The organism is Vibrio sp. QJM3NY_26 (genome assembly GCF_057786005.1).
The window spans coordinates 1317567-1344244 of the sequence record NZ_CM173516.1 but is presented as its reverse complement, the minus strand read 5'-3'; the positions used below and the strand labels follow the sequence as shown (position 1 = coordinate 1344244).

Here is a 26678-nt window from a genome sequence, read left to right as displayed (position 1 = left end):
AATGATGATGCTATTTCATTCAAGGATTACTATGTCATTTATTATTGAACAACTTAGAGACTATCCGTTTATAGCGCTCTTTTTATCACTCGGTCTCGGTTACTTAATCGGTAAAATTAAAATCGGTAAGTTTGAATTAGGTGGAATCGCCGGTTCACTGCTTGTTGCTGTAGCACTTGGTCAGATCGGCGGTATCGCGATCTCTAACGAAGTAAAAAGCATCTTCTTTGCTTTATTTATTTTTATGGTGGGTTACAACGGCGGTCCGCAGTTTTTCTCGTCATTCCGCCTTTCATCGCTAACACGCTTATTCGCTTCGTTTGTGATGACGTTTGTAGGATTAATCACGGTTGTATTGCTCTCTAAATGGGCAGGACTAGATAAAGGTTTAGCGGCGGGCCTTGCGGCTGGTGGCTTAACACAATCGGCAATCATAGGTACTGCAGGTAATGCTATCGATCAGCTGAACCTAGCGCCAGATGTCACCTCAACGCTTAAAACAAACGTGGCTGTGGGTTACTCGATCACCTACATCTTCGGCTCTCTTGGTCCGATTCTAATGATGTCACTCATTCCAATGGTAATGGGTTGGAACATAACCAAAGAAGCGAAGAAGCTTGCGGAAAAAATGGGCGCAGGCAGCAAGCAGCTAAACGAGGGTGAATTCTCTGCATTGAACCGCGTATCTTCTCGTGCTTATCAAGTGACCGCGAACTCTATGTTTGTTGGAAAAAGTGTTGTCGAGTTAGAAGAAGCATTCGATGCCGACCTCACAATTGAAGCTATTTACCGCTCACACCAAGACACAGAATCAACGTTAGATTTGGCAAAGAACCCTATTTTAGCGGCGGATGACAAAGTTTACCTTACTGGTCTGACTCAGGCATTTCCTAAAGTGACCTCGCTGGGTGTCGAACTCGGTGAATTTAGTGAAGAAAGCAATGTTGTCCAAACACAACAGAAGGTCGTACTCACGAATAAGAAACTAGCGGGTATTACGCTACGTAAGCTTCACGATGAAACGAATGCACGTATTCGTCGTGGTGTTTATATCACTCAGCTATCACGCATGGGCCATGATATTTCGACTTTGCCAGAAACCGAACTGCACATTGGTGACGAAATCACCTTAGTTGGACAAAAAGAAGACATAGCTAAAGTCATCAAAAAAATTGGCTACAACAGCCCACTGCCTAGTGTTACTGACTTCGTAACAATGTCTTTCGGCATGGTGCTTGGCTATCTGATTGGCGAGATTGGTTTCACTATCGGTGGTTCTCATATCGCTCTAGGTTCAGGTTTAGGTTGTCTGGTTTCCGGCCTACTTGTGGGCTACCTAAGAATGCGTACACCTCGTTTAGGCAGTGTTAACCACGGCGCAGCCAACTTTATGCAGACATTCGGCCTTGCAGTATTTGTTGCGGTTGTTGGTATTAATGCAGGCGCTCCAGCGCTGACGGCAATCAAAGAGAATGGCGTAACGCTCTTACTGCTAGGTGTGTTGGTCACTCTAATTCCTCAAGTACTGACGTTCCTATTCAACTACTACGTACTCAAAATCAAAAACCCAGTAGAAGCGCTAGCGGTTATCGCGGGTAGCCGCAGTGCAAACCCTGCATTCGCATCGCTACTAGAAAAAACACAAAACAGCACACCAGTACCGAGTTTCACGATGACTTATGCGGTTGCCAATATCTTCCTCACCTTATGGGGTCCGATCATCATCAACCTAATTACCAAAATCTCGTAATCAACATCGAATCAGCCAATTGATGATTCAACTTATTCATTAACTACTTAACACAGTAGCTAGCCAAGCAGGCTAGCTGCTCAAAGAAATTAACTCATTTATATATCCAAAAAACTTGGATCTTAAACAAATTTAAAGAGAACCTACTATGAAACGCACAGATGAAAAGCGCCTAGAAACACTAAGCCCATTCGAAGTAAAAAACACACTGATCGACCTTGCTCAACATTCACATGAGAAAACCATGATCAACGCTGGTCGTGGTAACCCAAACTGGGTCGCGACAGCGCCACGTGAAGCCTTTTTCCAATTAGGTATGTTTGCACTAGAAGAATCAAAATCGAATTTCTCAGGGTATGAAGGCTTTGGTGGAATGGGAGTTCAACAGGATATTAGCCTACGCTTTCTTCAGTTTTGTGAAAAATACGAAGACCAAGAAGGTGTGCAATTCCTCATTGAAGCCTTCCAGTTTATTACGGATCAATATCAGGTAGACGGTGATGCGCTTATTTATGAATGGGTTGAGGGGATTCTAGGTAACAACTACCCAGTGCCTGATCGCATGCTCAAATATTCAGAACTTATTGCTCGCAAATACATTGAGCAAGAAATGGCGGGCTCGCAGCCATTACCTGCAGGAAAGTTTGACTTGTTCGCCGTTGAGGGTGGCACAGCGGCCATGGTTTACATCTTTAACACGCTAAAGAGCAACCGACTATTGAACCCTGGTGACACCATCGCGATTGGTGCGCCGATTTTCACTCCGTATATCGAAATGCCAGAGCTAGAAGATTACGCGCTCAACAAAGTAGAAATCATGGCGGATGAAGCGTCTGCATGGCAAATTCCAGACTCTGAATTAGAAAAACTGAACGATCCAAGTGTTAAAGCTTTCTTCCTCGTTAACCCAAGCAACCCTGCTTCGGTTCGATTAAGCGATGAGACACTCTATAAGATTGCAGAGGTTGCTAACCGCCGCCCTGACCTAATCCTTCTTACAGATGATGTTTATGGCACTTTCGCTGATAACTTCACATCACTAGCGATGCTGGCTCCAAAGAACACGATTCTAGTGTATTCGTACTCTAAGTACTTTGGTGCAACAGGCTGGCGTTTAGGCGTGATTGGCGTGCACGAAGACAATAATTTCGACCGCATGATTCGAGATCTTCCAGAAGACACTCGAAGCACGTTATCTCAGCGATACCAAGGTATTGCACTTGAGCCTAGTAAGATTAAGTTCATTGACCGTTTAGTGGCAGACAGCCGTGCAGTGGCACTTAACCATACCGCCGGTCTTTCAACACCTCAGCAGATTCAAATGACAATGTTCTCACTGTTGTCTTTGATGAAGGATGGCGAAGAGTACAAGCGAATCGCGAAACAAATTGTGCGTCGTCGCTATCACACTCTAATGCAGAAGAACTTAGCCGCGCCAATCGTTGCTGAAGGCGATCAAACCGGTGCGTTCTATTACGTGGAGATAGATCTGAAAGAGATTGCTCAAACGATTCACAGCAACGATTTCTTCACATGGTTAGAAGAAACGTATGAGCCGCTTGATTTCTTGGTACGCCTTGCAGAAGAACATGGCGTGATTGTGATGCCGGGTGCGGGTTTTGATGCGCCAACGTGGTCTCTGCGTGTATCTCTCGCGAACCTAGAAGAAGCTCAATACGCAAATATCACTAAAGCGATGAACGCGGTAATGCAGAGCTATGTTGAACGTTACGAAGCGGCTTGCTAACACGACCTCAACACTAGAAAGCTCATAGAAAAGCGATAAATTCTGAGTGTAGATTCACTAAATTAGTGAGCCTACACTCAGTTCTTTTTATCTAAGACGATATGTTAGAAAAGCTATTTGAACTCATAGGTATAAGAAGCGCCAACACTGTTATTTTCACCGAAGTCATCCTCAGCAAAAATAGTGAAGAAGTTGAATGATTGAGCATCACTCAACTTGTAGCTAGCACCGACGCCTGCCCAATACCCTGAATAATCATCAGACCCCATTGAACCGCCACCGAAGCCCATGATAGACCATTCATCAGTAATCGTTTTTAAACCAAACGCACCAATGTAGCCACCGTGTGTTGAGCTCGGCATCAACACATAGTCAGAACCAACGTTATCATCATCGAAAACAGCTACTTCGCCGTCATTATAGCTGTAACCAGCCATAGGGAAGATTTGCCAACCGAACGGCTCAATATCGAAATAGCTCAGTGGTATAAATGTGCCAATACTGTAGTTGTTCTTATAAGCATCGTTGTCATATTCAGAACGGCTAAAGTTGAAGTTCACAATACCCATAGGCAACAGCCATGAACCGCCTAATCGCCACTCTTCACCGTCGGCATTGACACGAGCATTGATCATTCGCGCTTCATCTAAACCAATAGAGCCTGAAAACTGCAAATCTTCGTTATAAGCAACGCCAGCTTTTGTCACGATTTTAGTCGGATCATCAGGGTGCTTCTCTTCAGCCAAAGCATCCATCGATCCGAACGTTGCCACAGCAACAAGTAATAGATTACGTAATGTCATTAGAAGGTCGCACTAACGCCAACAAAGTGGATACGGCCGTCGAACGAACCATCAACCATTAGACGATCCATTTCAACCGAACCCAAGTCAGCGTATTCGTAGAACACGTCGATCAAGATATCATCCCAATACGTTGAAGCACCTACTGAGTAGCGATACTGTTCGCCAACAGGGAGGTCAACCCATTGCATTGACGGATCATCTTGTGGCGAGGTCTCGTAAGAGAAGCCCGCTTTTAAACGCCAGTCTGAATTCAATTGATAATCAGCACCAACCGCAAATTTCCAAACATCATCCCAGTCACGCTTGATTGGAATTCCGCCTGTAGGGTCACCACCAACTGATGCACCAAAGTCTAGTACTGTCTCGTCCCACGCGCTCCAACGATGGAACTGAATACTTGCCAATAGGTCAAGTTGTTGGTTCAAGGCATAACTAGCACTGACATCGACAATCTCAGGTAACGCAATATCCGTAGATAAAGAACGATTGCTACCAGGTAATGGGCCTTTTAACTCATTCTTAAACTCATGTTCTAGTTTCGAGCGGTAGCTGACACCCAACTTAAGTTTATCCGTTGGTGTATACATCACACCAAGGTTATATCCATAGGTCCAATCGGTATCTTGTTTAGCTGTAAACCCAGAAGTTGACTGCTCAAATGCTGCCCAGCTCAATTGCACACCCGCGCCTACTGACCACTGGTCATTCAGCTTATAACTCAGTGATGGATTCACTTGCATTGCTGTGAGAGTGATATCTTCTAGAAGTGCAGCACCCGCCCAATCACTGCCATAATCGAGGCTTGAACCGCCAACAGCACCAAGCGCAATACCAAAGTGTAGTTTGTCTGTGACTTGATGAGCATGAAAGGCACCAAATGAGGGAAGAACTGAGTGCCCTTTTCCATCATCGCTAGAATCTTGGTTATCTTGATATTTCATCTCAAGATCAAACGCCATAGTATTAATGGTAGTCTTGCTTTCGCCCATGTGTGACATGGTGGCTGGGTTGGTCCACATCGCCGCAGCCGAACGAGTGTAAACACCATCACCGGCACCAGTAGTACCGGCATTGGCGACAACAGCTTCTTGCAAAAACAAACCACTTGCGAAAGCATTTAAGCTTGTAAAAATTGCGGTGGCAGCTAGCGAGTAAGTAAAAGTTTTGTTCATCAGATTGCTCATTTAGCCTCAGACATAAAATTGCTCTAAGGTTACCGCAAAGCCCCATAAACAAAGGTAATAACGATTATTCCTTTACAAGTCCTACTTAAAGGTTCGAGGGAGGTATTCCCGTGGTTTATCGTTATGAATTTCACGCTGCACGGCTATCGCTCTGTTCTTCCTTGCTCCGACTTTAATTTGGTACCAAGTCTCGTAAAATAAGGCAATACCAGGGCTAGACCACCACGTTTTATTGTAGAGCTTCTTATTGGCAGCAACTACATCTGGCGAACGATTCGCGCACTCAAGTGCCAAGGAATAAGCTTCAGCGTAAGGATCTTCAGCAATTTTTGTCACCAAACCGTACTCTTTGGCGGTTTGGCAATCAATCACCTTAGCTGTCATCGCCATTTCCAAAGTATGATCCTTACGCATCAGTTCACGAAATGCGATAGCGCCACCCATGTCAGGAATCAAACCCCATTTCGCTTCTAATATCGAGAAGTTGGCGTCTGGACTAGCAATTCTAAAATCACCACCGCTGACTAGTTGTAGACCTCCTCCCCAGCAGCGTCCATGTATCGCGAAAATGACCGGGCATGGAATATCTCGCCAACCAATAGAGAAGTATTGCGCAGCATTCGGCAACGTTGGCCACCATTTAAATAAAAGCTTCAATGCCCCGGTTTTACTATTCAATAGAGACTTAACATCCAGCCCTGAACAAAAATCCGCACCATTGCCCTTGACGATCACAGCTCGAATCTCGGTATTCTTTTTGAGTTCCTTGATCATCTTAATTACATCCTGAAACATCGCCATATCAATAGCATTCAGCTTATCTGGGCGATTCAATGCTACGGTCGCGATTTGGTTTTCATCGATGGAACAAGTGATACGAGAGAGGTCGGTCATGTGGGCTACTCAACTAAGTGGTCAGACCTTTAGATTATACATCTTGTTAACATATGCAAAGTTTGCGTATGAGAAGCGAGAGCTGTGTTGTTCATTTTCTCGCCGAGTTAACCAAGAGACGCAAATAAAAAAGCAGTGATGGATCACTCCAATCACTGCTTTTCATTAGTCGCTTTTATTGACAATAGCTTTGATGTCCAAGAACTTTCAGTTAGTCGCTAAATCTAGGTTCTTCGAGACTTCAATAACAGGAAGATAAAGTAGCTACCACCGATAATCGAGACCAAAGTACCTGCAGCTAATTGTGCAGGAAACACCACCACTTGCCCTAGCCAATCGGCAAATAGCATCAGTGTTGCACCAATCAAAAAAGACAAAATGATCTGCTCTCGAACCAAGCGAGCGCCAACCATAGCAGCGATATGTGGTGCCAATAAGCCGACAAAAGCGACAGGCCCCATGGTTGTTGTCACGACCGAACATAAGATCGCAACAATACACAACAATGCCACGTAAGCGATATTGATATTCAATCCTCTGGCACTCGCGAACTGACGTCCAGTCGCAATTAAGGTCACCCAACGACTCAACAGCAGAGCCACACCAATACAAGCCGTTATCACTATGGCCATAATCATTGCTGACTCAGGTTCAACACGATAGGTAGACCCTGCTAACCAAGCCAATAAAGTGTATTTCCCCTCACCCACTCGCGTTAGAGAGAATTGCACCAAAGCTTCCAATACCGCGGTCAGCGAGATACCTGTCAGAATTAGAATAGACGGAGCAAACTGATGCTTCTTGCCAAGAAACAGCAATAAACAAAGTGCAATCGCACTACCTAAAAATGCAACCCACGGGCTTAGTGAGTGAATCGAATAGCCCATGAATAAGCTACTGAAAATCAATGCCAGAACTGCACCCGCCGACACACCAAGAATATCTGGGCTTGCGAGCGGGTTGTAGACCAATCTTTGTAAAATCACACCCGCCACCGCTAAGCCGCCACCAGCGAATATCGCGGTTAACATTCTCGGCCAACGAATAGACCATTCAAATGCGTCTGGAATAACAAAGTAGCCCATATCAGAAAAAGGCTGAGACAATGTACTCAACGCCAACAGCCCCAAGATCATCGTCCCCAACAAGAAGTAAGCCAAAGGTGAAATAGACTTTGGACCTTTAGGCATCGAGAAAAACAGCTGATCTTGAGCCGATAATTGCTTTCTCGCAATAATAATCAATGCAGGAGCACCAATCACTGCAGTTGCCGTTCCTGTTGGAATCATGTCCAAAGACCATTGCGCCAAGAAGATCGCCAAGCTATCAGTGACACACAGCAGTAACGCACCTAATACACAGCTTGCGATGAGTTCAGATTTCGCCTTTAGAAAACCTAGATGTCTAGCAATGTTCGGAGCAATCAAGCCGATAAAGCTGATCACGCCCACTGAGGTAATCGATACTGAAACCAACCAAACGCCAACCACCATCAATACAAAGAATGTGGTGCCAATATTGAGCCCGCGCGCTGCTGCCCCTTCTGTGCCGATGGAAAGCAAAGTCAGAACTCGCGGAGCTAAGAAGAATATGGCAAAAATCGGCAACAGCCTAGGCATCAACCAAAGCACTTGTTCCCAGCCATTTTGCCCTAGGTCGCCCGCTCCCCATACAAACAGATTCTGTGCGTACTGGTCGTTAAGCAGAATAATCGCCGTTGCGAATGCGCCTAGCAGTAAGTTAACTGCCATACCCGCCAAAACAATTGGCAAGCCGCTCATATTTTTGATGCCGACAATGGAAACAATCAGCCCCATCGCAAGCAGCGCACCGACCAAAGCAAACCAAACTGAATACTGAGCGACCAACATCGGCGCAACCACATTCAGAATAACCAGACCAAGCCATGCACCTGACGATGTACCGAGTGTCAGTGGAGACATCATGCGATTCTGCGTCAATTGTTGAAACAAGCTACCGATGGTGCCAAGTGTTCCGCCAACCAAAATCGCCATGACCAAGCGAGGTAAGTTGACATAGGCTAACGCCATCAACTCGAATGAATCATCGACCATTGAGTTGAATGTAGCGATTTCACTGATCTGTGAGACTTGTTGAAGCAACTCACCAATAGGGCCAAATTCCGACTGCCCTAACCATAAATGAACAAGGGCAGCGCAAAACAGCACAACCCCCATCATAAAACTACTGGATTTCATTACTACTCCGCTAGCGTCAGCAGCGATTGCGCCATAGCTTCAGCGTTATACAAAATCGACATGGCACCGCCGTAACTCCAACTTGCCGCTACTGGGCTAAATTGACCGTTACGAACGAAAGGCATGCTCTTCCAAATCGGAGAACGGTCTAACTTGTCTTGATACGGGAAAGGTTCAAAGTAAAGCGCAATGCCACCCTTGACGTTCTTAAGCTCGGTCATACGCTTTTGACTGATGCCCCACTGACTCGCGGGCAGATCCATCGCATTTTCAAAACCAAGCTTTTCGAGTGCATATTGTGGAATCGAGTTATCGCCGTAGATAAACACCGATGTAGTACTCGCAAAACGGAATGAGGTGACTTTCGGCTTGTCGCCAGGATACGCTTTATCCAGTTCGGCTTTTAAAACCGCGAGACGCTCATCCATTGCAGCCAGTTTGTTGTTCGCTTGCTCTTCTTTGCCAAGCAATTGACCTATCTTCTTGAAGTTCTCGATAGCAGCCGCAGCATTGCTGTGTTGTTCACTGTACGTTTGGTAGTAGAGCACGGGCGCGATTTCAGACAGACGCTCCTGAAGATCTTTCTGAGGCGAAGCAATAAGAATCACATCGGGGTTTAACTTCTTCAAAGCAGAGAAATTAGGCTCAGTTCGAGTGCCAATGTCCGCCACGCCTTCTGGAATCGCAGGTTGAACAACCCAATCTGTATAGCCAGCGATATCAGGCACTGCCACTGGTGTTATACCGAGTTCAATCACTTGTTCGGCTATGTCCCAGTTCAGCGCAGCCACTCTAACAGGCTGAGCTTCAAGGGTTTTAACGCCCTCACTGTCTTCAACTTGAAAGTTGGCCATCGCATTAAACGATAAAGCGCTCGCCAATAAGGTTACCACCAGCTTTGCATTCAAGCTCTTTGCTTTAGAAAAATGGGAAGCTATTCGTTGTAAATTCATACTGTTGCCTACTTAATCTAAATTCTATATTTCTTCAAACGACAAAAGCAGCCCAGTGAAGGCTGCTTTAAAATTAATAACCCTAACCTAATTAGAATTCATAGTTGACATTGAATTCAACGGTTTGCTCTTGTCCGTACCAACAGTAGCTCTCATTCCAACAAGTGTAATATTCTTCATTGAAGATATTATTGGCAACAATATTAGCTGTCGCATTCTTTAAAGAACTGTTCATTTCACCTAAGTCATAACCAAGTGACAAATCAACTAACGTGTATGATGGAACGGTGCCTTTGTTTTTATCTGATGCATCGTTTAGTACTGTTTCACCTACATAACGTACGCCACCGCCAACTCTAAGACCATTCACGACACCGTCACGCACAAAGTAGTTAGCCCAAACATTTGCAGTATGATCTGGTACGAAAACAGGTGTTTGCCCAATGTTTGAAGCATCTTTATCTTCAGTGATTTCCATGTCGGTATACGTATAGTTGGCCAACAAGTCTAAGTTATCAGTTACTTGAGCACGTCCCTCTAACTCAATACCTTGCGAGCGAATCTCGCCAACAGCTGTCCACGGCGAAGCTCCGTCAGGACGAACGCCCACATTTTTTTTCTTAACTTGAAACAGAGCCATGGAGCCTGACAACATGTTTTCGTATGAGTCATACTTGAGACCAAACTCTACTTGCTCTCCTGTCTCTGGATCCAAGTTATTGCCGCTAGCATCCAGCTTTGCACTAGGTTCGAAACTAGTCGCAAAATTTGCGAATGGGGATAAACCATTATCAAATTTATATAGAGCACCTAAGCGGTACGAAAAGTTAGTATCATCAGTTTTAGTTTTACTTGGAGTGCCACCAAATACTGATACTTTTGTCGTTGTTTCGACTTTGTCAAAACGACCACCAGCAATGAACACCCAATTATCAATCAACATCTGATCTTGGAAGTAAAGACCAAGCTGACTCATTTCAATGTCGTCATTTTGATAATACACTTTTGTGAAATCGTCCGGATTCAGCTTATCGTTATTTGGGTTATAAAGGTTAATTCCATCAACACCTGCAAAAGCGTCGTAAGCTACATCACCTTCAATGTTTCTGTAATCTAAGCCAAAGAGTAAATAATGATCCAATGAGCCAGTGGACACTAAACCTGATAGTTGGTTATCAACACTGATGCCCTTAGAGCTTTCATCAGTACTATATGCTGAGCGCTCCAACTCTCCCGTTATCGCATCAAAATTGCCACTGGCGGTACTTTCTTGATAAAAATCAGCCTGCATATAGCGGAAGTTTTGTAAGAAAGCCCAGTTAGAGTTGAAGTCATGATTAAATTTGTAACCAGTAATCAAGAAATCTCTTTCGATGGTGTTGTAGTTAACGTCACCAGCAAATGTCGATGGTGAAATTTTACCTGATTCAATCGCAGCTAACGGTAGAGTCACGTTCTGACCGAGTGCAGGATCATTCTGATAATAAAGGTTAAAGTTAATAAAAGTTTTATCAGACACATACCAATCGATTGAAGGCGCAATCACATATCGCTCTTCTTCAACACCGTCCACTTGCGTATCTTTTTTACGACCAAGAGCGACTAAACGATAAGCAACGTTGTCACTCAAAGCACCCGTTGTATCAATTGATGCTTCAACTAGGTTATCTAAACCCGTTGCTAAACCAACTTTCGTAGATTCTTCGAACTTAGGAGCTTTCGCAATGATGTTAACCATGCCTCCAGGTGGCATACTTCCATAAAGAACAGACGTTGGACCTTTAAAAATTTCTAAGCGCTCCATCGCAATTGGATCAATTTGAGGTTTTACATTCCATCCAGGAAGGATTGGCAACATCATCCCATCGTAATAGTTATTTGAAGACTCAAAGCCACGAATTTTAACCCAATCACTAAGAACCACTGCACCACCTTTGTTCTCAGTTGAAACACCTGGAGCATAACGAAGAGCTTGCATAACAGACTTAACACCACGTTGTTCCATCTGTTCACTTTCGATAACGTTGAGAGTCTGTGGCGTTTCTTCTGGATCTAAAACGGTTTTCGTTGCTGTATTACGATAGGCTTTACCCATAATAGTGACAGTTTCGATATTCGAATCTGCCGCTGTAACGGTTTCTTCCGCCAACGCTTGCGCTGAAAACGCAGTGAGCAACGCTACTGCAAGTGATGAATATTTAAAACGAGTGTGAGTGGTCATGATTCCCTCGGTACCAATGCTTAATATAAATAATAATAAATCTCATTTGCATTGTATGTATCTAGAGGTGGGATAATTAACAATTTGGTGCAAATTCAAAAAGAACTTGACCTATTTTTATCAGAAAACGGTCAATTGGTGATTTAAAAGACAATTGACCCTATTGATAGGAAAGCTTTGCTAGAAGAGAGTAAGCGGGAATATGACTACGATTTAATAATAGGAACCCAGTACTCCATTTCAGCGTCAGAGGCATGTGCTTGGTAGGCAAACGGGTACACTTCAAGCTCATATCCATCAACGCCACGATAACCTGAACTTGGCATCCAATTCAGCACAAACCAACTCAAGGTGTGTCGTAAATTCTCAATTGGACCACAGTGCTTCACTACAGCATAAGTTTGCTTAGGAACCGTCAGTACCTCTAACCTTTCAGAGATAATACTCGGTAATTGCGGGATTGAAATTCCTTCCTGAAGCTCAACCCCTGCCCAATAGTGAATATTCGTGCCGTCAAAGCAAGACTGAGTCAGGTCAACCACGCCAATGAACTGGAGCACGTTGTCGTCAGGGATCTCAACCTCACCTTCTAAACGTGACCATAGCTGAGGGACTTTCTGAGCGAAGTCTTGCGTGAGTGAAAACAAACCACTGATTTCTGATGTCATACCTTTCACTAGGAAAGACTCTCTTTCATCAATGCGCACTTCCACAAAGCTTAACGCCCCTTTTTCAGAAGTACTCGCTGTTTCAGATACTTGTATCGGCTTTCTTAGCCCAACTCTTTTGCCTGCTTTTCTATACTGACTTGGGCTAGACCCAAACATCTGCTTAAACGAGCGGCTAAAGCTTATTTCTGAATTGAACCCGAGCCCAAGAGCAATATCTATCACGCGCTCTTTTCCATCAAGCAGGTGTTCTGCAGCTTGGCTTAACTTTAGCTCTCTCACATAGTTAGCCACAGTAAGCCCTGTTTCGGCTTGAAACACTCTTTGAAGCTGCCAACGAGACCAACAGCTTTGTGTCGCAATATCTTCTAACGATAGCGAGGAGCTAAGGTTCGAATGGATATAGGTCAAAACGCGACTGATACGACCAAATGCAGGTGTGTTCATATTCAAGCTTTCATATTCTCTATAGTTGACAGCAACATATTCGATTCACCAATACTTTTATCATTTAAAACGGCTTTTATCACTCAAAAAAAGAAGCGCTCATGTGTGTTCTATAAAATGGCCAAAAGACAGAGGCACCGAATAGATGCTCCATTTTGTATGGTTATCCTCGATTATGTTCGTTATGATAACGCAACTGATTCTCATTTATTGATTTAAGATGCTTCCCCAACTGCACAATATTATCACTCGTCGGAGAGCCCCGTCTCTACATCAGAAAATCTTCGCTCACTCAAAACAAGTGACACCTTATTTAAGTGGAAGCTTTGGTGCTCTGCATAGCAAGAGCATTGCAATAACGAATGATGATAGCCATAAAGAAATCAAACGCGTTTACGATGGCCTTGCGCAGAGCCACCCTGAAGCAGGCAAAGCCTATTGGTTAACCCGAACGTGGGATCTGGTTTGCTGGCAACCAATCTACGTGACCTTTATATCTATCTACGGCCTTCACTCACTGCCTGATATTAAGAATATCGGCCAGTTTAGGTACAAAGAATTTGTCACAGGCTACCGTTTCTTTAATGGTGATCATGAACACGGCTCACCAGAAGAACTGATTCCACAAGCGGGCGAAGCTATTCTTGCACTAACAGAGTTTTATCGTAGCCAGATTAGTGAATGGACACGTATTCGTCCGGGGTTTACCAATCATCTACTTGCTGATCTATTACTAGGCAGCTTGATAAAACTACAGCAGCACGAACCGAGCCTAACCAACGATTATATCACTGAACAAGCTAAGCTTTGGTTAGAAGCATGCCAGTTACCTGAAAATCATTTAGACAGCCTTAAAATAGACGCCGATTCGGGGATGCTAAAACTGATCAGAATCAGCTGCTGTTTGGTTTATAAGTGTGATTCAAGAAAGTACTGCGACGATTGCCCAAGACACCCCGACAACAAAAAAACAGCTCAATAACACCCTCTATTTTTAAAAGCCAATAAAGCTCGTTTAATTTCACTGAAGCGCTTTATTGGCCTAGGCACAGGACTGACATGTTTCAGCTTTCAAACATCAAAATTGTTCGTGATGAACGAACGATTCTCTCAATCGAAGACCTCACGATTCCGACCAACGAACTGACCGTCGTTCTTGGCCATAATGGTTCGGGTAAATCTACACTCGTTAATTTACTCTCAGGGCAAATGTCTCCGGATCATGGCAGCGTGGAACTAGACGGTGCTTCCCTCTCTTCATTCAAAAGCAAAGACTTAGCCAAGCAGATTGCTTATTTACCGCAAAAGCTCCCCGCTTCTGCTGGCTTAACAGTCGAAGAGCTGGTTCGTTTAGGACGTTTCCCATGGAGAGGCGCACTAGGTCGTTGGAATTCAGAAGACAAATCGATTATCCAACAAGCGATGGAAAGAACCGGTGTCACTAAATTCTCACAAGCTTTGGCGGATGATTTGTCTGGAGGAGAACGTCAACGAGCATGGGTCTCTATGTTACTAGCTCAGCAGTCACCGGTATTGATCCTTGATGAACCGACCTCTGCATTGGATGTTCATCATCAGTTTCAGCTAATGGGCTTACTGTCTGAACTCAACAAAAAAGAAGATGTTGGGGTGATCGTTATTTTGCACGATTTGAACCTAGCGCTTCGTTACGCGACGCATATTGTCGCCCTGAAAAAAGGTCAGATTGCGTTCGAAGGCAGCGCGGATAAGTTGCTTGATGAACAAGCGCTATCGGCTTTGTATGAGTCCCCTATCCGACTGATCGATCATCCAGTTCCAGCCAATACTGCAGCAAGTGAGAAGGTTGCAGTCGTCTGTGAATAGTTCGGGTATTTCAGTTTAAATCTAAGCTCTAAGCTCTAAGCTCTAAGCTCTAAGCTCTAAGCTCTAAGCTCTAAGCTCTAAGCTCTAAGCATAATAAAGGCCATTGAAATCATAAACTTCAATGGCCTTTTCGTTTTTCACTCGCTAGCTAAATAAATAACCAAATAACTAAATAACTAAATAGCCAAATAACTAGCTCAGCTGTGACTCTCTCGCTTCTTGGCTACTGAAACCGCGTAAAATATTAAACAGGGTAATCAGTGTGAACAACATGATGACAAGCGATAGATGCCACGCTTCTCCTAGCCCTAATTGAACTAGCCCCATACTCACCATTGAAGACACCACCATCTGCCCTCCGCCAGACATCGCAGCAGCCGCGCCAGCGTTCTTCTTATAAGGCAACATCACCAAGGCCTGAGCGCAAGGTAACGCAATACCATTGCCAAGAATCATCAAGAACTGGCCAAGCATTAAATACAGTGGCTCAAGTGGACAAAAGAAAAGCCATAACGCCGCAGCAACATGTAATACAGGTGTGCATAACAGAGTTTTCTTGTTGCCCAGCATAGGGCGAATACGGTTACATAAGCTTGTTCCGCCCAGCATGCCTAATGCAGGAATCACCGCCCACATCGCGTATTCATCTGACGTCATGCCAATCTGGTTTTGCATGATAAATGGCATCACTGATACGGTGGTGATCATCAAGCTAAAGTTAAGCCAACCGATACTCGCAAAGCTCATAAAATAACGAGAAGTAAGTAACTCTTTATATTGAGAAACCATTTTCTTCGGTGAAGGGATAGCTGAAACCTGAGTGACGGTTTCCTTAAACTTGAACGCCAATACCACCCAAGCCAATGAGACATAGCCAAGTAGTGAGATAAACACCATACTCCAGCCAAAGTGGAAGTTAATAAACCCACCGATAACAGGCGCGATCAAAGGTGTTATAGACGCAACCATCGCAATATAAGACATCGCCAAAGGCAAGTCTGCACCGTTGAATCTATCGCGCGTCGAAGCGCGAGCAAGTACAGCGCAACAGCCGGTTCCTAGACCTTGCAGAAATCGCCCCATCACCATATTTGTGAACGAGTGGCTGAAGAAAATGATCATCAATAGTCCAAGCATGGCGATTAATAATCCGCTCAGCAGAACTTTCTTGCGCCCGAGAGCATCGGAAATAGGACCATAAATAAACTGGGAAGGCCCAAAACCTAATAGGTACACGCTCACCAAAAGCTGAGCTTGCTCTAGTGATACATCGAAGTCTTTGGCGATCCAAGGTAGTGATGGGAACACAAGACCCATACTGAGCTGACCGATACTGATGACCAAACACGCAAGTAAGATCGATTTAAAATCAAATCGACGACTCATCGTTTAATACGTCCGTTCGAAGAAAAAACGTGCGTATCTAACTCACAACATAAAAACAGAGAAAATAGCGGAAACGCTGCTGGCGAGTTGTTCATAATGCTCCGACTGGATCAAATAGAGAAAGGCACAGTAAACATACGTGAGCTTGTATAATCATACAATAGACGTTCAACTAAATATGTGAATAGTCACTTTTCAGTAACCTCAACTTTCCGCCTATCAACCACAGGAGCTAGACTAACACTAGACGCTCATAATCAAGGGACTTAAATGAACACTCATCACCGTATTTTTCCATGTGCTTTGGCGCTGCTTGCCCTTGCTCCTACAACGTCAGCCTTTGCGTGGCAGGCAGAAAAGCTCACCGACGGACTCGTGATACCTTGGGGGTTGGCTTATATCAACGACAACTCCATGCTAGTAACAGAAAAATCAGGCGTCATTAAACACATTGATTTAAAGACCGGCGATCAAAACACATTGTTCAGGCTGCCAAATGTTTGGGCGAAAGGCCAAGGTGGATTATTGGATATCGCACTCTCTCCTTTTGAAAGCGGAAGGTTCTACGTCACTTATAGTAAAGAGGTCGATGGTGAAGGTGTAACGACACTGGCTTCTGCTAATTACAGTAATAATGAAATCACTAATTGGACAGACGTGTTTGTGTCGAAATCCAGAACGGACACAGGGCGTCACTTTGGTAGCCGTATCACCTTTGATAAGAGCCACCTGTATTTTTCAATCGGCGATCGTGGTGACAGGGACAACGGCCAAGACACCATGACTCATGCTGGCTCAATATTGCGATTAAATGCCGATGGAAGCACACCAAGCGACAACCCATTTACTGATAACAACAAAGTACTCAATGAGATTTGGAGCTATGGCCATCGTAATCCACAAGGGTTGTTCTATGATGCCCCGACTCAAAAACTTTGGTCGATTGAACACGGCCCGCGCGGTGGTGATGAAATCAACCTAATAAAAGCAGGCGGCAACTATGGATGGCCAGTCACATCACACGGAAAAGAGTATTGGGGCCCAATTAACGTTGGCGAGTCTGAAACCAAAGATGGTATTGAAGCGCCTAAAAAAGTCTACGTTCCTTCAATCGCTCCGGGGAGCTTGATTGTTTACCAAGGCGATAAATACCCAGAGTTAAAAGGAAAGTTGCTGACTGGCGCACTTAAGCTTACTCACATTAATATTGTGACAGTCAATGAACAAGGTGAGGCAATCAAGGAAGAGCGTATTTTAGAAGACTTAGGCGAAAGGATAAGAGACATCGAAACTTCACCAAGCGGCGACATCTTTTTCAGTACCGATAATGGCAACCTGTACCGCTTGAAAAAGTAGTCTAGTTCTCGTTCAAGTAAAGACATTTTCTTTACAACGACAGTTATAAATATAAGCCGTTAAAAGTGGGGCTAAGCTCCAACTAGCAACTTCTAAACTTGGAAAAATTAACGTGCCAAAACAGTGCATTCACTCCAAATTTGTCATCAATTTCGACCACCATTTTCACAAAAACGACAACAAATCACCATACAACTGTAACTCCATGATATTTAAGGAATGCAAAGTTTGACTACCCCCAAGTTTCTGCAACCTTTCACTATGGATTCGATTGACTATCCCCTGATTTGATTTAGACTTCATCTCGGCTAGAAAGAAAGTTCTTTGTATATAAACATTTCGTTGGATTACTAGTAACCCCGTTGTGTTGTACGCAATAGCAATAAACTTTTCCACGCTATCAGTGCCACAATTGGCTCATAATAAAAATTTAATTTTAGGATATCATCATGTCTAACACAGTTACTGGTAAAGTAAAATGGTTCAACGAAACTAAAGGCTTCGGCTTCATCGAGCAAGAAAACGGCCCAGACGTATTCGCACACTTCTCTGCAATCACAGGCGACGGTTTCAAAACTCTTGCTGAAGGCCAACAAGTTGAGTTCACTGTATCTCAAGGTCAAAAAGGCCCACAAGCTGACAGCATCAAAGTACTTTAATTTAGTATTTTAAAGCTTTCTAAAAATAGCCAGCCTCTGCTGGCTATTTTTTTACCCGCTATTCAGAGATTTAAGGTAATATTCCCCCTCACTATTTCTACCTAAGACACCCTATCAATGGCTCTTAAACCGACAATCTATAAGTTTCGTATCTCTTTAACCGATATGAATCGCGACTATTACGACTCTTTTAATCTAACGGTTGCACAACACCCTTCTGAAACAGAACAGCGCATGATGGCTCGTATTATTGCTTTCTGTATCAATGCATCTCCTGAACTTGAGTTCACTAAAGGGTTGTCTAGCATTGAAGAACCCGATTTATGGCAGAAGTCGTTAGATGACCAAATCTTAGAGTGGATTGATGTTGGCGAACCCGATCCAGAACGCGTTAAGAAAGCGACTCGCTTATCTAAGTCTGTGAGCGTGTTCAGCTTCAACACTAAATCGAATGTTTGGTGGGAACAAAACAAAGGTAAGTTCGGTTACCTGAAAGCTCAGATCGTTCGTCTAGACAACGATGGTATTGAGCAACTAGCAGCGATGACACAACGTACTATGGACCTTTCAGTAATGCTGTCGGGTAACTCTGCGTTCGTAAACAGCGACACGCAATCTGCAGAAGTAACGTGGGAAGAGCTACAGAGTAATGACTGAGATCCAAACTCAGACTGAACCTCAGCGCCAAACTAAGCTCGAAGCGTGTTTGCAGCTCGCTGGTCTCGATTCAGTAAAAGCGCTCTCAACAGGCTACGAGAAAGAGCTATCATCATTTATTGATGAAAACCATGCTCTTTTCAGACATGCTTGTGAGAATAAGCCTGATAACTCTGCACGTCAGACGTTGCTTGGTCTGTTAACCAAGGTACATATCGATGCAAGTTATCGCTTTGAAAGCAATAAAGAAGCGAATGAGGCGATGCAAAATGTATTCGATAATACAGTGGGCACTGAGTACAGCGACAAGTTTCAAAACTCTAACGCCCAGCAGTTAAAATTAGTGACGCATTTGTGGTTGTTCATTCAAGGACGACTAGGAATGGATTACAGCCTTGCCAATGATCATGCTGCTGTAGCCGCTACGCTGTTGTCTCGCATATCGAGAAGCAGTGATGATGAGATTCGCGTAGAGTTTATGGCCAGTTTTTATGATGGTTTGAACCTCTATCAAACTGAGAATAAGCCGTCCGGTTTTGTTCACCACTTTAAGCGTTTGTTTAATCTTACTTAAGCATTCCACCAGCGGCTTTACCCAAATTTGCGCTTTATAGATTCTGTAGAGCGCATCTAATTTCCGTTCCAACCAACCCACATCGAAAATGCAGATTCCCTATTACGCTCGTTCCTCACTTTAGGGAATGACGACACTTCATTACAAGTACAAAAAAGCCCCCACAAGATCCTGCGCTTCAGCATCGTTGTTTATCCGATTGCAATCCAAAAACCATACGTTAGAAACGAACAAAGTTTTGTTGTGATAATGATACTTCCCATAAAACGACGAATTAAAGCTACGTATATGGCAAGGTTATTTTACAAATGTAACTTATCAATTTATTCAAAAAGTGCATATTTTTCAGATAATTATTCTCAAATGAAAATGATCATTTATGTGACGAGCGGAAGCATTTTTTCCTATGATGATAAGTACACTGACTTTTATAAAATGATAATAAAAAACCTGCAAATACAACTAACGTTAACTTTAAATTATCTTGTTTTATAAGCGGAGAATTAAAATGAAAATATGGTCTGTATCCTTTCTTGCAACTGCAGTAGCTGTCGCTCTAAGCAGTAATGCGATAGCTTGTACTGGGCTTATTGTTGGCAAAGGAGCCTCGAGCGACGGTAGCATTATGATTGCTCGTAATGAAGATTTTGGCATTAACAACTGGAACAAATACCTAAAGTTTCGACCTGCGCAAGATAACCAAGAAGGTGACTGGCAGTTAGGTAACGGATTAATTGTTCCAATGCCAAAGCACTTCTTTGCTTACTCTGCGATACCAGACTGGGATGCGGATACCGTTAATCGCGATGGAAAGTTCTATGAAGAACGTGGGATTAATGAACACAACGTTGCCATTTCAGCAACAACCAGCGCAGAAATAAACGACAAAGTCGCCAAGGTAGATCCTTTAATCGACAATGGCGTAATCGAAGCCATTATACCTACGCTAATCCTTCCTCAGGCAGAAAACGCAAAACAAGCCGTAGAGTTACTCGGTCATTACATCGAAACCTATGGTGCTGGTGAAGGTAACAGTCTCTATATTGCAGACACCAATGAGGCGTGGTTATTTGAAATTGGTTCAGGTCACCATTGGATTGCTGTAAAAGTGCCAGATGACAGTTACGCCATGATTGCAAATGGCTTGCGTGTACATGATGTAAACTTGGCAAACAAAGAAGTACTGCATTCAAAAGATATATTCGAGTTTGTAGAACAACACAAACTGCTTGATAACGCAGATAAAAAATCTTTCAATTTTGCTAAAGCATTCGGAGTTATTGGTGATGAGTATAATATCGATCGTGAATGGCTAGGCCAAAAAATGCTGACACCTTCGCTGCATCAACAAAGTCGCATGACGCAATACCCTTTGTTTATGAAGCCAGATACAAAAATCTCAGTTGAAGATGTGGCAGAAGTACTTAGCGCGACTTATAAAGACACGGTTTTGGAAGGAAAATCGAAACGACCAATTAGAGTTGAGCGTCAACTAGAGTCGCATATTATTCAGCTTCGCCCTGAGATGCCAGAAGAGCTTCAAGGTATTATTTGGCAAAGCTTCGGCGTGTTACCAGAATCTGTTTTAGTGCCGTTATACTCAACCCTACAAGATTACCCCAAAGCGTACCAAGTAGGCGATGATAACTACAGCGATGACTCTGCTTATTGGCAGTCCCGTAGCTTAACCGCCCTCGCTTCTGCAAATCCAGACAAGTATTTACCAGTACTAAAAGCAACTTGGGACAAAGAAGAAACTCAACTATACAAGCAGGTCGCACACTTAGATAAAACGTTAACAGACATGTATAAAGTAGATAAACAAGCGGCTCTGAACATGGCTGCCGACTACTCATACGGACAGCTTATGCGTACATTGGATATGGCAACTGAGCTTAGATACAAAATGATTACAGATTTGACTAAAAGCACAGAGAAGAAATACTCAGAGGAAGAATTTAAGAAAATAGTCAATCTGTAGGTTTATGAAGCAACCAATAAAAACGGAGCATAATGCTCCGTTTTTTGTTCTTAATAGGTTTAGTTCTAACGCAGGCCGTGTAAGAACTCGTGGCGCGTTGCTGGATTTGATCTGAAGATACCACCCAATGCGGTTGTCGTCGTTTCACTAGTAGCGTCCATAACACCACGAGATTTTACGCAGTAGTGAACCGCATCCATGGTTACAGCAACATCATCCGTTTCTAGTAGCGTTTGCAATGCTACAAGGATTTGCTGTGTCATGCGCTCTTGAACTTGTGGACGCTGAGCAAAGAAACGAACGATTCGGTTGATCTTCGAAAGACCAATGATCTTACCTTGAGGAATGTAAGCGACTGCGGTTTTACCATCAATGGTGACTAAATGATGCTCACATGTGCTGGTTACGGTAATGTCTTTTACTCGTACCATCTCACGAACACCCATCTTGTTTTCGATCACGGTGATTTTAGGGAAATTGGCGTAATCCAAACCAGAGAAAATCTCATCCACATACATTTTCGCAATGCGTTGTGGTGTTTCTTCCAGACTGTCATCTGCAAGATCAAGTTCAAGGAGAGTGAGAATCTCACGCATATGGTGTTCGATTCGTTCCTTTTTCTCTTCTCGGCTAACCTGGTTAGGACGCATTGGTGTCTCTAATCCGCGGCTTGCTAGCGCATCTTTAACCAACTTCGCTGATTCGCTAAGACCTGACATTGAACTTCCTCTTTTATTGCCCCTTCTGGATGGCAGACAAGGATACTCGGAATTTTGAATAAATACACCCATATTTTAAGGGAGGTCATTATTTACGGGGCTTAAACTATGCTAAAGTGGCTGCAATTTCGTTGGCGAACAAACGTGATTTGATAATTATTGAGCCACCATTGCCAACCACTAAATCAAAATAATAACGACCAAAGGATTTCAATTATGGGCTGTTGCGACGCTCCGGGCTTAATGCCAATTGAAGAAGCACTAGATAAGCTGCTATCACCAATCAAACCAATCCAAACGACTTTATCTCTACCTCTTGCTGAAGCATTAGGTTATGTCCTTGCTGAAGATATTCTTTCCCCTATTTTCGTACCTCCTTTTGATAACTCAGCAATGGATGGCTATGCATTGCGCTTAGCAGATCTAGAAAACGGTAAAGTACTACCATTAGCAGGCAAATCTTTTGCAGGCCAACCGTTCGAAGGTGAATGGCCAAGCAATACCTGTATTCGCATTATGACTGGCGCAAAGATCCCTGAAGGTTGTGACGCCGTCATCATGCAAGAAAATACGGCCGAAACTGAGGCTGGTATCGAGATTCAACAAGACGACATCAAGCTGAACAATAACATTCGCCCTACTGGTGACGACATCAAACAAGGCGATATCGTTCTTAGCCGCGGTGAGCGTTTAACACCTCGTGACATTCCAATGATTGCTTCATTGGGTGTGAGCCACGTGACAGTGTTACATAAGCCTAAAGTCGCTTTCTTCTCTACTGGCGATGAGCTAAAGCCATTAGGTCAACCTCTTGAAGACGGTCAGATCTACGACAGTAACCGTTACGGTATTAAACCATTAATCGAAGCCTTTGGTTGTGAAGCTATCGACTTGGGTATCATCCCAGATTGTCCTGCGACGCTTAAAGAAACCTTCGAAAGAGCACAGCAAATAGCAGACGTGGTTGTGACTTCTGGTGGCGTGAGTGTTGGTGAGGCGGATTACACCAAAGACATTTTGGAAGAGATCGGCCAAATCGGCTTCTGGAAACTGGCAATCAAACCGGGCAAACCGTTCGCATTCGGTGAATTAGATAACGCGTGGTTCTGTGGCTTACCGGGTAACCCAGTGTCGGCAATGATGACCATGTATGTTTTGGTTCAACCTATGCTGGCTAAACTTTCAGGTCACACCGCATGGACGGCACCAGAGTCGATCCCTGCTATTACTAAATCTGCATTCAAAAAAGGCCCAGGCCGTACTGATTACCAACGTGGTATTTACTCGATTGAAAACGGTCAATTTGTTGTAGAAACAACAGGCAACCAAAGTTCAGGCGCTTTCCGCTCAATGAGCTTAGCAAACTGCTTTGTGGTTCTAGAGCGTGAACGTGGCCGTGTTGCAGTCGGTGAAACGGTTCAGATCCAACTGTTTAACTCGACGCTTTACTAACGAGGCTTACTGATGGAAATACTGTCTGACGCAGAGATGCTTCGCTACAACCGTCAAATCATCCTTAAACAGTTTGATTTTGAAGGCCAAGAAGCGCTAAAGCAGAGCTCAATCTTAGTATTAGGGGCTGGAGGCTTAGGTTGCGCTTCTGCTCAATACCTTGCGACTGCGGGTGTTGGTAAGCTGACACTGATCGACGATGATGTTGTTGAGCTTTCAAACCTGCAGCGACAGGTGCTTCACACCGATGCAGATATTGGTAAAAAGAAGGTGGATTCAGCCGCTGAATCGTTACAGGCACTGAACCCTCACCTGACGATTGAAACTGTTGACCACAGGCTTGATGACCAAGCACTTGGCAAGTTGATTGAAACACACTCGCTTGTTCTTGATGCCAGTGACAACGTTGAAACGCGCAATCAACTCAACCGCTTGTGTCACGCCTCTAAAACGCCACTCGTATCAGGTGCTGCGATTCGAATGGAAGGTCAGATTAGTGTGTTCACGTATCAAGACGCAGATGCACCGTGTTACCAGTGTTTGAGCGCCCTATTTGGCAACGCTGCACTAAGCTGTGTTGAAGCTGGTGTGATGGCGCCTGTTGTTGGTATGGTGGGCGCGGCTCAAGCTTTGGAAGCTATCAAGGTTATTGCTAAGTTTGGACAACCAAAACAAGGCAAGCTTTTAATTCTCGATGCCATGTCTCATAGCTGGCGTGAAATGAATTTAATGAAGATGCCTAATTGTTCGGTGTGTGGATAAGCTAAGTCCTATCCCCTCTTATCGAAAACCTAAGCCTTGACTAAAAGTCAGGGCTTTTTTAGAGATCAACATCAACTTCTCAAATCGCTTTATCAATTTGAAAGACTCTATGAGAGATTAATTTCATTTGAGTTCTCATTTTGAGAATACAATAAAAACCCCAGCACCAAAAAATATAAACAATAAAAATCAACAACTTAAAGTTGGCACGTAACTTGTAAAAGTATCTAGACCTTCCATGACAAGGATGTAGATATGAGAATTACAACGTTAAGTTTGCTATTAAGTGCGCCCCTAGTCGCCAACGCAGCGCCATTCGATACATGTCCAAGTAAGGCGTACCTCTTTCAATCCACCCCAGTGCAAGTTTGGGGCGTTAACCTAGTGACCGGCTCAACCACTCTGTTAGAAGACGACACGGGAATGAATGCCAATATCAATGGTGTTGGTTTCGACTTTCAAGACAGATATATTTATGGCTATGACACAACCAACAAACGCTTGGTGCGCCTTGGCCAGGATTTCCAAGCTGAAGTCATCAATACCAGTGGCTTACCCACCGATCACACCTTTTATGTAGGTGACGTATATGATCACGTTTACTACTTATACCGTACAGGAAAAGGGCTATTCACCGTTGACCTATCTCCTTTAGATTCCGACCCAAACGCGACTGTTACGGTTAACAAAATTGTAGGCAGCCCAGCAACTGTAAAACTGACCGATTTTGCTTTCCACCCAAGTGATGGCTCTTTATATGGTATTGATAACAACTCGGGTGGCCTGTACAGCTTCAACCCCACTACAGGCGCAGAAACCTACATTGGTGACACCGGAGAAACAGGTACATTCGGCGCAGGTTATTTCGATGTAAACGGCTACTACTACGTATCTCGAAATCAAGACGGCAAGATTTACCGAATCAACTTATCTCCTGACAACGCGACCAATATCGCTGCTGGGATTGTTCCGGCGGTTGAATTTGTATCGAATGGCCCAGCTTCTGGTCAAAACGATGGTGCTCGTTGTGCTAATGCACCTGTTGTTGATGAAGACTCAAACATCGACTTCGGTGATGCTCCAGACAGCTACCTAACGTTACTGGCGAGCAATGGCCCTCGACATGAACTCGATGGCATCACATGGTTAGGTACAACTCCTCCAGATGCGGATCTAGATGGTTATGTCACACCACAATCAGACGAAACTGTCGGGGTGGATGATGAATGGGCCAACGGTGGTATCGGTTTTGTTACCGCACTTGAAGCCGGACTTGATTCAAAAGTTGTGATTGAAGCTTCAACAACCGGTTACCTTTCAGCTTGGATCGACTGGAACCAAGATGGCAGCTTCGATGGCGCTAACGAACAAGTATTTACCGACTACCAACTGGATGCGGGTGAAAACGAACTGTTCCTTAATGTTGATATCAACGCACTGACTGGTACGACGTGGGCTCGATTTAGATTCAGCCAACAAACCAACCTAAGTTACTTTGGCGGTTCAACCTCTGGTGAGGTAGTCGATATTCAAGTCGATGTCCTTAACGATGGTGCCACCGCTCGTTACTTCCCAAGTGCTTCTGGCTACGCAACGCTCGCGTACGAAGATAACTGGCCATATAAAGCAGATTACGACATGAACGATGCTGTTCTTATGTATCGTATTACCGAGATCCTTAAAGATGGAAAAGTCGTGAAATCCACTATCGACGGACGGTTAGCTGCTGTCGGGGCATCGTACAGAAATGGTTTTGCTGTTCGACTTCCTAACTTAGACCCGAGCTTAGTAAGTAGTGGTAACTCTTACATGAAACACAACGGTGTATTCACTGACCTCGACTTAGAAGATGGACGTAGCGAAGCAATATTTGTAATCGCCAATGACCTGACAGAAAAAATCAGCACTGGCTGTACCTTCTACCGCACCAGTAATGGATGTAAAGAGGATGAGCAGTTCTCATTCCAAATTGGTATTACTTTAGCCGGTAACGGTGTGAGTACTGGCAGTTGGACCGATATGCCTTACGACCCGTTCATTTTTGCAACGCCTGGGTATTATCACGGTGAAAACCTACCTCTACACCCCGGACGCAGCTGGGAGGTTCACTTGCCAGACCAAGCGCCAACCGAGGCCTTTGATACTACTAACCTCTTTGAGTCTGGATTAGGCGTCGATGACAGTAATCCATCAACAGGTAAATACTTCAAAACATTAGAAAACCACCCTTGGGCGCTAATAGTGACTTCAGATGAAGAATGGGAGTGGCCTCTAGAGTACGTCGATATTGTGACCGCTTACCCAGAGTTTAAAGAATTCTCAGAATCCGGCGGTGACACGAACCAAACATGGTACCAATCACCTGCAGACAACCAACGTTACGAACCATAAGGAGAGA

At 44.0% G+C, this 26678-nt stretch carries 21 protein-coding genes; 12 read left to right on the top strand and 9 right to left on the bottom strand.

Going from position 1 to position 26678, the window contains the following annotated elements; genetic code table 11:
- Positions 1-31 precede the first annotated feature (31 nt).
- Entirely contained in the window at positions 32-1750 is a 1719-nt protein-coding gene (gene aspT, locus AC3CH4_RS21305) for an aspartate-alanine antiporter (RefSeq protein WP_017082038.1), read from the top strand.
- Between the two features lie 148 nt (positions 1751-1898).
- Positions 1899-3497, top strand: coding sequence for a bifunctional aspartate transaminase/aspartate 4-decarboxylase (locus AC3CH4_RS21300; protein ID WP_488543762.1), 1599 nt, complete (start codon positions 1899-1901; stop codon positions 3495-3497).
- Positions 3498-3610: 113 nt separating this feature from the next.
- Here the strand turns inward: AC3CH4_RS21300 and AC3CH4_RS21295 are convergent, their stop codons facing one another.
- The 7 genes from AC3CH4_RS21295 to AC3CH4_RS21265 form a co-directional block, all read right to left on the bottom strand.
- Positions 3611-4300 (bottom strand): hypothetical protein, encoded by a 690-nt coding sequence (locus tag AC3CH4_RS21295; RefSeq protein ID WP_114635146.1) that lies wholly within the window; start codon positions 4298-4300, stop codon positions 3611-3613.
- On the bottom strand, positions 4300-5475 hold the full coding sequence (locus AC3CH4_RS21290; protein ID WP_488543761.1) for an OmpP1/FadL family transporter: 1176 nt from the start codon (positions 5473-5475) through the stop codon (positions 4300-4302). Before AC3CH4_RS21290 ends, AC3CH4_RS21295 begins: the two co-directional genes overlap by 1 nt.
- 93 nt (positions 5476-5568) lie before the next feature.
- Entirely contained in the window at positions 5569-6381 is an 813-nt protein-coding gene (locus tag AC3CH4_RS21285; protein WP_488543760.1) for a crotonase/enoyl-CoA hydratase family protein, read from the bottom strand.
- 224 nt (positions 6382-6605) lie between these two features.
- Positions 6606-8600, bottom strand: coding sequence for a Fe(3+)-hydroxamate ABC transporter permease FhuB (fhuB, locus tag AC3CH4_RS21280; RefSeq protein WP_488543759.1), 1995 nt, complete (start codon positions 8598-8600; stop codon positions 6606-6608).
- A 2-nt stretch (positions 8601-8602) separates the two neighbouring features.
- Positions 8603-9553: an iron-siderophore ABC transporter substrate-binding protein gene (locus AC3CH4_RS21275; protein ID WP_488543758.1), complete on the bottom strand. Its 951-nt coding sequence runs from the start codon at positions 9551-9553 to the stop codon at positions 8603-8605.
- Positions 9554-9644: 91 nt separating this feature from the next.
- Positions 9645-11774 carry a TonB-dependent siderophore receptor gene (locus AC3CH4_RS21270; protein ID WP_428783851.1) on the bottom strand — a complete coding sequence of 710 codons (2130 nt, stop codon included), beginning with the start codon at positions 11772-11774 and terminating at the stop codon, positions 9645-9647.
- 206 nt (positions 11775-11980) lie between these two features.
- Complete coding sequence (locus tag AC3CH4_RS21265; RefSeq protein ID WP_017091277.1) at positions 11981-12889, bottom strand: AraC family transcriptional regulator; 909 nt, start codon at positions 12887-12889, stop codon at positions 11981-11983.
- Positions 12890-13109: 220 nt separating this feature from the next.
- Between AC3CH4_RS21265 and AC3CH4_RS21260 the strand changes: the two genes are divergently transcribed.
- Both AC3CH4_RS21260 and AC3CH4_RS21255 read left to right on the top strand, forming a co-directional pair.
- Entirely contained in the window at positions 13110-13871 is a 762-nt protein-coding gene (locus AC3CH4_RS21260) for a siderophore ferric iron reductase (RefSeq protein ID WP_488543757.1), read from the top strand.
- Between the two features lie 77 nt (positions 13872-13948).
- A complete protein-coding gene (locus tag AC3CH4_RS21255) occupies positions 13949-14734 on the top strand; it encodes an ABC transporter ATP-binding protein (protein WP_488543756.1) in 786 nt (261 codons plus the stop codon).
- A 192-nt stretch (positions 14735-14926) separates the two neighbouring features.
- Here AC3CH4_RS21255 and AC3CH4_RS21250 read toward each other — a convergent pair whose 3' ends face one another.
- Positions 14927-16120 carry a multidrug effflux MFS transporter gene (locus AC3CH4_RS21250; RefSeq protein WP_004731540.1) on the bottom strand — a complete coding sequence of 398 codons (1194 nt, stop codon included), beginning with the start codon at positions 16118-16120 and terminating at the stop codon, positions 14927-14929.
- Between the two features lie 270 nt (positions 16121-16390).
- On the opposite strand from AC3CH4_RS21250, the gene AC3CH4_RS21245 reads away from it, so the two are divergent.
- The 5 genes from AC3CH4_RS21245 to AC3CH4_RS21225 all read left to right on the top strand — a co-directional run bounded on the left by AC3CH4_RS21245 (position 16391) and on the right by AC3CH4_RS21225 (position 21347).
- Positions 16391-17476, top strand: coding sequence for a PQQ-dependent sugar dehydrogenase (locus AC3CH4_RS21245; RefSeq protein ID WP_171309394.1), 1086 nt, complete (start codon positions 16391-16393; stop codon positions 17474-17476).
- Between the two features lie 449 nt (positions 17477-17925).
- Entirely contained in the window at positions 17926-18135 is a 210-nt protein-coding gene (locus AC3CH4_RS21240; protein WP_004731543.1) for a cold-shock protein, read from the top strand.
- A 117-nt stretch (positions 18136-18252) separates the two neighbouring features.
- On the top strand, positions 18253-18792 hold the full coding sequence (locus AC3CH4_RS21235; RefSeq protein ID WP_004731545.1) for a YaeQ family protein: 540 nt from the start codon (positions 18253-18255) through the stop codon (positions 18790-18792).
- Positions 18785-19366, top strand: coding sequence for a hypothetical protein (locus AC3CH4_RS21230; protein ID WP_171309393.1), 582 nt, complete (start codon positions 18785-18787; stop codon positions 19364-19366). Before AC3CH4_RS21235 ends, AC3CH4_RS21230 begins: the two co-directional genes overlap by 8 nt.
- A 508-nt stretch (positions 19367-19874) precedes the next feature.
- Positions 19875-21347 (top strand): C69 family dipeptidase, encoded by a 1473-nt coding sequence (locus AC3CH4_RS21225; protein WP_488543755.1) that lies wholly within the window; start codon positions 19875-19877, stop codon positions 21345-21347.
- Between the two features lie 65 nt (positions 21348-21412).
- On the opposite strand, the gene folE is transcribed toward AC3CH4_RS21225, so the two are convergent.
- Positions 21413-22066, bottom strand: a complete 654-nt coding sequence (folE, locus tag AC3CH4_RS21220; protein ID WP_004731548.1) for a GTP cyclohydrolase I FolE — start codon at positions 22064-22066, stop codon at positions 21413-21415.
- A 216-nt stretch (positions 22067-22282) separates the two neighbouring features.
- Here folE and moeA point away from each other — a divergent pair, with 216 nt between their 5' ends.
- The 3 genes from moeA to AC3CH4_RS21205 all read left to right on the top strand — a co-directional run bounded on the left by moeA (position 22283) and on the right by AC3CH4_RS21205 (position 26671).
- Complete coding sequence (gene moeA, locus AC3CH4_RS21215; RefSeq protein ID WP_428783846.1) at positions 22283-23518, top strand: molybdopterin molybdotransferase MoeA; 1236 nt, start codon at positions 22283-22285, stop codon at positions 23516-23518.
- A gap of 12 nt (positions 23519-23530) precedes the next feature.
- Positions 23531-24280: a molybdopterin-synthase adenylyltransferase MoeB gene (moeB, locus tag AC3CH4_RS21210; RefSeq protein ID WP_054545642.1), complete on the top strand. Its 750-nt coding sequence runs from the start codon at positions 23531-23533 to the stop codon at positions 24278-24280.
- 255 nt (positions 24281-24535) lie between these two features.
- Positions 24536-26671 (top strand): LruC domain-containing protein, encoded by a 2136-nt coding sequence (locus AC3CH4_RS21205; protein WP_488543754.1) that lies wholly within the window; start codon positions 24536-24538, stop codon positions 26669-26671.
- Positions 26672-26678 lie beyond the last annotated feature (7 nt).